The organism is Bradyrhizobium sp. Gha, assembly GCF_900113735.1.
In the GTDB taxonomy this organism is placed as follows: domain Bacteria; phylum Pseudomonadota; class Alphaproteobacteria; order Rhizobiales; family Xanthobacteraceae; genus Bradyrhizobium.
In genome coordinates this window covers 73,036-81,315 of sequence record NZ_FOQM01000035.1, presented here as the reverse complement: position 1 = coordinate 81,315, position 8,280 = coordinate 73,036, and the positions used below count along the sequence as shown (strand labels likewise).

General features: G+C 62.8%; 9 protein-coding genes. 7 read left to right on the top strand and 2 right to left on the bottom strand.

Annotated features, from left to right (window positions below; all coding sequences use genetic code 11):
* The 5 genes from BM222_RS43130 to BM222_RS31320 form a co-directional block, all read left to right on the top strand.
* Positions 1-120: ATP-binding protein (locus tag BM222_RS43130; RefSeq protein ID WP_349509890.1), on the top strand; the 120-nt coding region annotated here is incomplete at its 5' end.
* A gap of 3 nt (positions 121-123) precedes the next feature.
* On the top strand, positions 124-741 hold the full coding sequence (gene fixJ, locus BM222_RS31335) for a response regulator FixJ (protein WP_092237045.1): 618 nt from the start codon (positions 124-126) through the stop codon (positions 739-741).
* A 58-nt stretch (positions 742-799) separates the two neighbouring features.
* Positions 800-1,222 (top strand): response regulator, encoded by a 423-nt coding sequence (locus tag BM222_RS31330; protein WP_092237042.1) that lies wholly within the window; start codon positions 800-802, stop codon positions 1,220-1,222.
* A 102-nt stretch (positions 1,223-1,324) separates the two neighbouring features.
* Complete coding sequence (locus BM222_RS31325) at positions 1,325-2,023, top strand: helix-turn-helix domain-containing protein (RefSeq protein ID WP_177243576.1); 699 nt, start codon at positions 1,325-1,327, stop codon at positions 2,021-2,023.
* 140 nt (positions 2,024-2,163) lie between these two features.
* A complete protein-coding gene (locus tag BM222_RS31320; protein ID WP_092237035.1) occupies positions 2,164-3,369 on the top strand; it encodes a cyclic nucleotide-gated ion channel in 1,206 nt (401 codons plus the stop codon).
* Between the two features lie 88 nt (positions 3,370-3,457).
* Here the strand turns inward: BM222_RS31320 and BM222_RS31315 are convergent, their stop codons facing one another.
* Positions 3,458-3,730 carry a helix-turn-helix domain-containing protein gene (locus BM222_RS31315; RefSeq protein ID WP_092237032.1) on the bottom strand — a complete coding sequence of 91 codons (273 nt, stop codon included), beginning with the start codon at positions 3,728-3,730 and terminating at the stop codon, positions 3,458-3,460.
* A 442-nt stretch (positions 3,731-4,172) separates the two neighbouring features.
* Here BM222_RS31315 and hemN point away from each other — a divergent pair, with 442 nt between their 5' ends.
* Positions 4,173-5,525, top strand: a complete 1,353-nt coding sequence (gene hemN, locus BM222_RS31310; protein ID WP_092237029.1) for an oxygen-independent coproporphyrinogen III oxidase — start codon at positions 4,173-4,175, stop codon at positions 5,523-5,525.
* Positions 5,526-5,562: 37 nt separating this feature from the next.
* On the opposite strand, the gene BM222_RS31305 is transcribed toward hemN, so the two are convergent.
* A complete protein-coding gene (locus BM222_RS31305) occupies positions 5,563-7,656 on the bottom strand; it encodes an adenylate/guanylate cyclase domain-containing protein (protein ID WP_092237026.1) in 2,094 nt (697 codons plus the stop codon).
* Between the two features lie 294 nt (positions 7,657-7,950).
* Between BM222_RS31305 and BM222_RS31300 the strand changes: the two genes are divergently transcribed.
* Positions 7,951-8,256 (top strand): BufA1 family periplasmic bufferin-type metallophore, encoded by a 306-nt coding sequence (locus BM222_RS31300; RefSeq protein ID WP_092237022.1) that lies wholly within the window; start codon positions 7,951-7,953, stop codon positions 8,254-8,256.
* The last annotated feature ends 24 nt before the right edge of the window (positions 8,257-8,280 follow it).

Below are 8,280 nucleotides of genomic sequence, written 5' to 3'. Positions count from 1 at the left end.
GTGGGACTGTCGATCAGCCGCTCGATCATCGAGGCTCACGGCGGTCGCATGGTCGCCGAGAACAACGCATCGGGCGGCGCGACATTCCGCTTCACCCTGCCGGCAGCCGATGAGGCCTGAGCAATGACGACCAAGGGACATGTTTACGTCATCGACGACGACGAGGCGATGCGGGACTCGCTCAATTTCCTGCTGGAGTCCGTTGGCTTCGACGTCACGCTGTTCGACAACGCGCAAAGCTTCCTCGATACCCTGCCCGGCCTCGCCTTCGGCTGCGTCGTCTCCGACATCAGGATGCCTGGTCTCGACGGAATCGAGCTGTTGAAGCGAATGAAGGCGCAGCGCTGGTCGTTTCCGATTCTGATCATGACCGGTCATGGCGACGTGCCGCTGGCGGTCGAGGCGATGAAGCTTGGCGCTGTCGACTTTCTGGAAAAGCCGTTCGAGGACGATCGCCTCACCGCCATGATCGAGAGCGCCATCCGCCAGACGGAGTCGGCGGCCAGAAGCGAGGCCGTCGTCCAGGATATCACCGCCCGCGTCGCCTCCTTGAGCCCGCGGGAGCGACAGGTCATGGAGGGATTGGTCGCAGGGCTCTCCAACAAGCTGATCGCCCGCGACTATGACATCAGCCCGCGCACGATCGAGGTGTACCGGGCCAATGTCATGACCAAGATGCAGGCGGGAAGCCTGTCCGAACTGGTGCGGCTGGCGATGCGCGCCGGCATGCTGAAGGATTGAGACAGTCCCGATTGAGGCAAGTCAATACGCCGTTCTTCGGCCGTGGTACCCAACGAGGATGATCGAGATCGGTTCGTACCATCAGCGGCGGCCAATGGCATCATCCGAACAGCCCATCATCTACGTGGTCGACGATGATGACGCCGTGCTGGGATCGCTGCGATTCCTGCTGGAGACCGACGGCTTTGCCGTGCGGACCTTCCGCAACGCCACGGCGCTGCTCAATGCGACGAGCCGGCCCGGCGCGGACTGCTACGTGATCGACTACAAGATGCCCGATATCAATGGCATCGAGCTCGCGGGCCGGCTGCGCAAGTCCTGCAGCGACACGCCGGTAATCCTGATCACCGGCCATCCGGACGGAAACATCTCCGCCCGGGCTGCCGCCGCCGGCGTCAAGGACGTGATCTTGAAACCGCTTCTCGATGAAAATCTGGTCAAGCGCATTCGTCAGGTCATCCAGAACCGGCGCGGCAATTGACCTACGGGATTCTACGTAAGGGACCCCCCTTAAGATATCTCGCGAAATTTTCGAAGCACCCGACACGGCGTATGAAGCGTCATCACAACGGAGATGGCGCAGATGCTGACCCAGACCCTCAACACCCAGGCGATTAACACGCAAGTTCGCGGCAAGATTGCCCCGGCCCATCCCGTCTCGGACCAGTTCGGCGCAATCACTGGCCATGTCGGCCTCGTGGCTACCGAGTTCTCCTACCGCAAGGACGAGGAGATCTATGGTGAGGACGAGCCGGCCGAGTATGTCTACCAGGTCGTCTCGGGCGCGGTCCGCACCTACAAGCTTCTCTCCGACGGACGCCGCCAGATCGGCGCCTTCCACCTTCCCGACGATGTATTCGGACTGGAATCCGGCGCCACCCACCGCCTGGCGGCCGAAGCCATCATCGACACCACGGTGCGCCTGGTCAAGCGTCGCAGCCTCGACCAAGCCGCAGCCACCAACGTTCAAGTCGCTCATAAGCTCTGGTCCATGACCGCAATGGATCTCAGGCACGCGGAAGAGCACATGCTGCTTCTCGGGCGCAAGAACGCCATGGAGCGCGTCGCTACGTTCCTCCTCGAAATGGATCGGCGACTTGCAATCACCGGCATCATGGCGCTTCCCATGTGCCGTCGCGATATCGGCGACTATCTCGGCCTCACGCTGGAAACGGTTTCACGAGCCCTCTCGCAATTGAACGATGAGGGCGTCCTCGAATTTGCCGGTGCCCGCCAGATCGTGCTTCGCAAGCGCCAGCACCTGCGCGATTTGGACATCTGATGGTGTGACTTGCAGGTGATCGTCCGGACGCCTTGGAAAGGACTGGCGGAAAGTTTCATGACGATCCGTTTCGGGAAGAACCGTCGCATTCGGTCCGAAACTTCTCCGCGCGATGCCAAGTAGCGTTCGGGGATCGGCTTATGACACTACGTCGCAAGATCTACTTCATTTTGGAGCAGGGCTCGCTTCGCGGCTCTGCGAGCTTGGCCGTGAATACCGGCCTGATATCCGCGATCGTCGTCAGCCTTCTGGCTACCATCAGCGAATCCGTTCCCGAGCTCGGACGTCGATATGCGTCCGGCTTTCAATCCATCGAAGTTTCTGTGGCCGTCATCTTTTGTGCGGAGTATCTGGCGCGTGTCTGGACCGCGGCGGAGCACGCACCTTGGCGGCGCTTTGGCGCGCTCGGGTCGCGGCTTCGTTTCATGGGAAGCCTGGCCGGGATTATCGACCTTGCTGCCATATTGCCGCTTTTGCTGACTCATTTTGCCGCTCCGGAACTCAAGACGTTGCTCGTGTTGCGCTTGGTGCGCTTCCTGAAATTGACGCGCTATTCACCTGCCATCAATTCGCTATTGGAGGCGCTCTATGTTGAACGGCGCGCTCTCACGGGATGCTTCGTGATCCTTCTTGGCGCCGCGCTGATCGCAGCGGGGCTGATGCATCTTGCCGAGAGCACGGTCCAGCCCGACAAGTTCGGAACGATACCGGACGCACTTTGGTGGGCAATCGTGACGCTTGGCACAGTCGGGTATGGCGACGTTGTTCCCATTACGGCGATCGGACGTCTCATTGCGGGCTGCACGATCTTCGCTGGCTTGCTCATGGTCGCATTGCCTGTAGGCATCGTTGCCACTGCCTTTGCCAACGAGGTGCATCGACGCGATTTCATCATTACCTGGAGTCTGGTTGCCAAAATTCCGTTGTTCAGTGAATTGAGCGCAGTGCAGATCGGGGAGATCATGAAGATGCTGAGAGCTCAGAAGCTAGCTGCAGGGTCCGTCGTAACGCGGCGGGGTGAGCCGGCACATTCCATGTACTTGATCGCCGATGGCGAGGTTGAGATCAAACTGCGGCACAACCCCGTGCGCCTGGGTGCCGGCCACTTCTTCGGCGAAATCGCCGTACTGCGCCGCGCTCACCGTTCAGCAACGGTCATTACGACCCAACCTACTCGCCTACTCATCCTGGACGCGGCTGATTTGCACGGTATTATGGACCGAGAGCCCGGGTTCGCCGCCCGGATCGAAGAGGCCGCTCGCGAGAAACTCGGGCACGAACTGGAAGCGCCGGCCGGCGACCTCGTACGCGAGGAGGTTGCAAGTGGCCTGCCGGCAGGTGGCTAACTATCCAGCGTAGGCCTCCTTTGCGCAGTGGCACGTTGCCCGGAGATTTGCAGCCTCTCGGCACCGATTTCCGGACATCAAGCAGATGTCAGGCCGCCTCTCGCTCGCCGCGGTGAATCGCCGACGCAAGTCTGAGCAAGAGGACGATCGAGACGTTGCCCTTGCCGCCCTCGATCTGGGCAATGTAGCGCTCCGAAATGCCGGACCTGCGGGCAAGCTCCCGGCGCGACATGCAGCAACGCATGCGCGAGCTGCGCACGCGCTCACCGAGCTCGACCAGGAATTGGGTCTCGGAGCATGGCGGCATGGCATTCCCACCAGGCAACGCCTCACCTGCGAACTCGACAACTTCTTCCAGCATTGATCTGTCCTTGTCTTCTCCGAACCAAGATCATGGCTGGTTTTCAGGTCTCTTCATTGACGCGGATCAAATAAGACGTTTTTCATTCGATCAGGATTGCCGCGCGTCTTGGCTGGATCGATCTGGATTGTGATCGTCATAGCGCGCCGTCAGTTCACCGCGGCGAGGCCGAGCGAGGCCCGGACCGCCGGCTCGATGAGGTCGGGGGTCCAGGCCGGCTCGAAGGTCATCGCCACGTCGACGGAAACGACCCCCTTGAACGGTGCGCGCGGCCGCCTGCGCCGCTTCTCTCAGGAACGAGGTCGCGGGACATCCCGGCGCGTCGTTGCGGCTGACCGGGCTGCTGCGGCGGACTTGAAGATTCCCGATCGGATTGCGCCAGAGCAATGTCGTCCCTTCCCGGCGCCGGTATACGAGCCGCAACACGAAGGAGAGACTTGAGATGAGATCGGACTTGGCGCAATCGTACGGGCAGGACAGGCTACCCCGGTACACCAGCTACCCGACCGCCCCGCACTTTTCCGCGGCGATCGGTGAAGCCGACTATCGGAAATGGCTCAAGTCGCTGCCCGCCCGACAGCCCGCGTCGATCTACATGCACGTCCCCTTCTGTCGGTCCATGTGCTGGTACTGCGGCTGCCACACCTCGGTCACCAAGAAAGGCGATCCGATCGCGGTCTACGCCTCGGGCCTGCGCACCGAAGCGAACATGGTGGCCGAGACGATCGGCCACCGACTCCCGATCTCGCACATCCACTTCGGCGGCGGCACGCCCACGATCATGACGCCGGAGACCTTCGCCGACCTGCTCGGCACTCTGCGCCATTCGTACGTCGTGCTGCCGGACGCCGAGATTGCCGTAGAGATCGATCCGCGGACCCTGACCGAGCCGATGACGGACGCCTTGGGCTTTAGCGGCGTCAACCGCGCGAGCCTGGGCGTGCAGAGCTTCGATCCTAAGGTCCAGCGCGGCATCAATCGCCTACAGAGCTTCGAGCAGACTGCCCAGTGCGTCGAGCGACTCCGGCGATCCGGCGTCGGCAAGCTCAATTTCGACTTGCTATACGGCCTGCCGCTGCAAACGGTCGACTCCTGCCTGGATACCGTGGCCAAGTGCATCAAACTGCGTCCGGACCGCTTCTCCGTGTTCGGCTATGCCCATGTCCCGTCCTTCAAGAAGCATCAGCGCAAGATCGAGGAAAGCGCTCTTCCCGACAGCATCGAGCGCCATCTGCAGTCGGTGACGATCGCCGAGGCGCTGGTCGATGCCGGCTACGTCCGCATCGGCTTCGATCACTTCGCTTTGCCCGACGACAAGCTCGCCCTGGCGAAGCGGGAGGGCAGGCTGCGCAGGAACTTCCAGGGTTACACGGACGACACCGCCGAAACCCTCATCGGCCTGGGGGCAAGTTCGATCGGCCGCATGCCGCAGGGGTTCGTGCAGAACGTCGTCGCAACCAGAGACTATCTCGCGCATATTGCCGAACACCGTCTCGCAACCACGAAGGGCTACGCCTTCACGGAGGATGACCGCTTCCGCGCCGACATCATCGAGCGCGTCATGTGCGACATGGCCGTGGATCTACCCAAGGTGTCCCATCGCCACGGTCGGGATCCACGATCGGCGATCGTTGATCGATCGAGGATCGACAGTCTCCTCGCCGATGGGGTGGTGACGATGATCGGCGACAGGATATCCGTCAGCGAGGGCGCAGAGTTCCTGGTTCGGAGTGTCGCGTCTGCTTTCGACGCGTACCTTGCACGCTCCCAGGCCACTCACAGCCGCGCGGTCTGAAGCCTAGCGGACTGCGAGCGCTCACCCGAACTATGGTCTACTTTCTCGTTAGCGCCGATACCGGTTGCCAAACGTCGGCGCATCCTGTTCGGGAGAACTCGACGCATCGATTTCGCATCACCCGCGAAGGGCCATCGTCCGGACGTTCCCGCAGAATGGCTTCGAACCGCCGAAGTGCGCCCGAGAAGTCTCGCTCCCGGTATTTCCTTAGCGCGTCCTCGTATGCAGCGATCCAGGGGCACGCAGCATGTTCCCTGAGCTGATCCTGCGCACCAATCAGCTCGTGAACTGACAGACCGCCTTCACGGCCGTAAACGGCGATCCTGTCCACCTCGCGCGTGACCATTGAGCGGCTTACAAGAGCAGCTGTCGTCTCGCCGATCAGGATATGGGTGCCGTACTGCTTATTGGCACTTTCCAATCGGCTCGCAACGTTCACCGCGTCGCCGATCACGGTGTAGTTCAAGCGCAGTTCCGAGCCGATATTGCCCACCAGCATGTGCCCGGAATTGATGCCGATCCTGATCTGAAGGGGCCGACCGAGATCGTCGGAAAGACCTGCGTCCTCGATAGCCTTGCGGCAAGCGAGCGCCGCGCGGCAACATAACAGGGCATGATCTCCTTGCGACTGTGGCGCGCCCCAGAACGCCATCACCGCGTCGCCGATGAACTTGTCGATCGTCCCGCCGTTGGCAACGATGATTTCCGATGCAACGTTGAGATAGCGCGACAGGAGGGGTACGACGCGATCACCCATGCGTTCGGAGAGGCCGGTGAAGCCCGCGATGTCAATGAACATCACGGTCAGCTCCTGAACGGCGCCGCCGGGCTTCGCCTCGATACCCTGGCGCAGCAGCGCACGGACGAGGTCGGCCGGTATGAATTTGCGAAAGGCCGAGAGGCCGGCGGCCATCTCGGCAATCGCGCCCGACAGGCTCGCGATCTCCTTTAGGCGCGAGGGATGGCGGCGCACCAGCTCCAGCGCAAAGGTCTCGACATGGCGGATCTCGCCGACGACGCGGGACAGCGGTGCTGCGATCGCCGTGCGCGCCAGCAAGGCCGAGGCCAGTGCCGCAAGCAGTGCGCCGGCGGCGAGGCCGGCGATGAGGCGCCGCAACGTGGTCTCGACGGGGCCGAGAAACTCGACTTCGGGAATCACGGTTGCGAGCCGCCAGCCGGGAAACGGCAGCGGGCTTAGCGCGACCTCATAGGCCGCGCCGTCGGAGGTGACACGGCTGCGCCAGGCATCCTTATCAGTCCCTGCGCTCGCTAACGCCATCCGCGCCAGCGGCAGCAATGGCTGTCCGCCGCGCGCCGGATGCAGCTCGTCGGCGTCCTTGTCGGGCGCGGCCACGAGCTCGCCGCTGCCGTCGAAAATGAAGGCCGTCCCGGTGCGGCCCACCTCGAGCTGGGCGAGGAAGCGTGCGAGGCGCGTATATTCGATGATAATGGCGAGGACGCCTTGGCGCTCCTGATAGACGTCGATTGGACCAGCGAAGGCGATCGACGGGCGTTCTCCGATCGGATGGTCGGTCACCTTGAACCAGCTAGGCTCCTCGGCCTTGATGCCGGCCTTGAACCAGGTGCGGTCGGCGACGCGGAAATCGGTCGGCTCGAAGCGACGGTTGGCGAATTCGATGTCGCCGGGCACCATGTCATATTCGTCGACCCGCCGCTGCCCGGCATGATCGGTGAGCGAGATCTCCATCATCTCCAGCCGGCCGTCGCCGAGCTTGTGGGCGGCGAAGAACGCACCGTCGGGCCAGCCGAATGCGACCCAGGATATCGTGGCCTGCGATTGCAGCTGCGACAGGAAGACGAATTCGCGCTTGTCAGCCTCGCGGGTGTCGAGCACGTTCTGCAGGAAAAGCGTACGGATGGCCGTGTGCGCCGCGCGCGCTTCGTCGACGATCGCCCCCACCTCCTTGCGTACGGCGGCCACGATCTGCTCGTTGATGGTCGCCGCCAATTGCCGGCTGGTCGCTTCCGCCGTGCGCCACCACAACAGGCTGGATAACGCGGCCGTCAAGAGGATCGCGGTCAGGACCAGCGCCGAGACGACGAGGCGGATGCTGACCGTCAGCCGCTGCAGCGCCGAGCCTGATGCAACGCGTCCGGAGTTGGCGGTCATGACGGCTCCAGGGTTGACGAGGCTGACTGGTACCTTCTTACGCAGGTGCGCAGCCGTTCGTTACGTCTCGCAAAGGTCGAGCCCTCAGGCCAATGCCCGCCGGCTAACGACTCCATAGGGACAAGGCATTGGCACAATGGCCCCGTCGCGCCGCTAATCGGGCCCCAAGCGCACCACCTCGTGCGTGTCACCCCACGGTCTCACCAACTCGTGAGCGGCTCAGCCGGTAACGGCCGGCCGCGGCGGGCGAACGAGACGAAGCGGGCATCGCCCGAACCAACAGGAGAAAATTCAATGTCTGCCAAGACTGCTATCAGTTCGCTCGTCCTCGCCGGCGCCGTGTCCACCGCGCTGGCAACGCTTGCCGTGGCCGGTCCCCTGACCAAAGCCGAGGCCGATGCGGCCATCGCCGCCAAGAAAGAGAAATGCTTTGGCGTCGCGCTGAAGGGCCAGAACGATTGCGCCGCCGGACCCGGCACGACCTGCCAGGGGACCTCGACCGTCGACTTCCAGGGCAACGCATGGAAGTTCGTCCAGGGTGGCACCTGCGCCAACATCGAGTTGCCCGGCGGAAAGCACGGTTCGCTCAAGCCGGTCTGACGGCGCAGCGAACGCAAGCACACA

Coding starts and splice junctions, on each gene's coding strand:
- fixJ (WP_092237045.1), top strand. CDS start 124: ATGACGACCAAGGGACATGTTTACGTCATCGACGACGACGAGGCGATG.
- BM222_RS31330 (WP_092237042.1), top strand. CDS start 800: ATGATCGAGATCGGTTCGTACCATCAGCGGCGGCCAATGGCATCATCC.
- BM222_RS31325 (WP_177243576.1), top strand. CDS start 1,325: ATGCTGACCCAGACCCTCAACACCCAGGCGATTAACACGCAAGTTCGC.
- BM222_RS31320 (WP_092237035.1), top strand. CDS start 2,164: ATGACACTACGTCGCAAGATCTACTTCATTTTGGAGCAGGGCTCGCTT.
- BM222_RS31315 (WP_092237032.1), bottom strand. CDS start 3,730: ATGCTGGAAGAAGTTGTCGAGTTCGCAGGTGAGGCGTTGCCTGGTGGG.
- hemN (WP_092237029.1), top strand. CDS start 4,173: ATGAGATCGGACTTGGCGCAATCGTACGGGCAGGACAGGCTACCCCGG.
- BM222_RS31305 (WP_092237026.1), bottom strand. CDS start 7,656: ATGACCGCCAACTCCGGACGCGTTGCATCAGGCTCGGCGCTGCAGCGG.
- BM222_RS31300 (WP_092237022.1), top strand. CDS start 7,951: ATGTCTGCCAAGACTGCTATCAGTTCGCTCGTCCTCGCCGGCGCCGTG.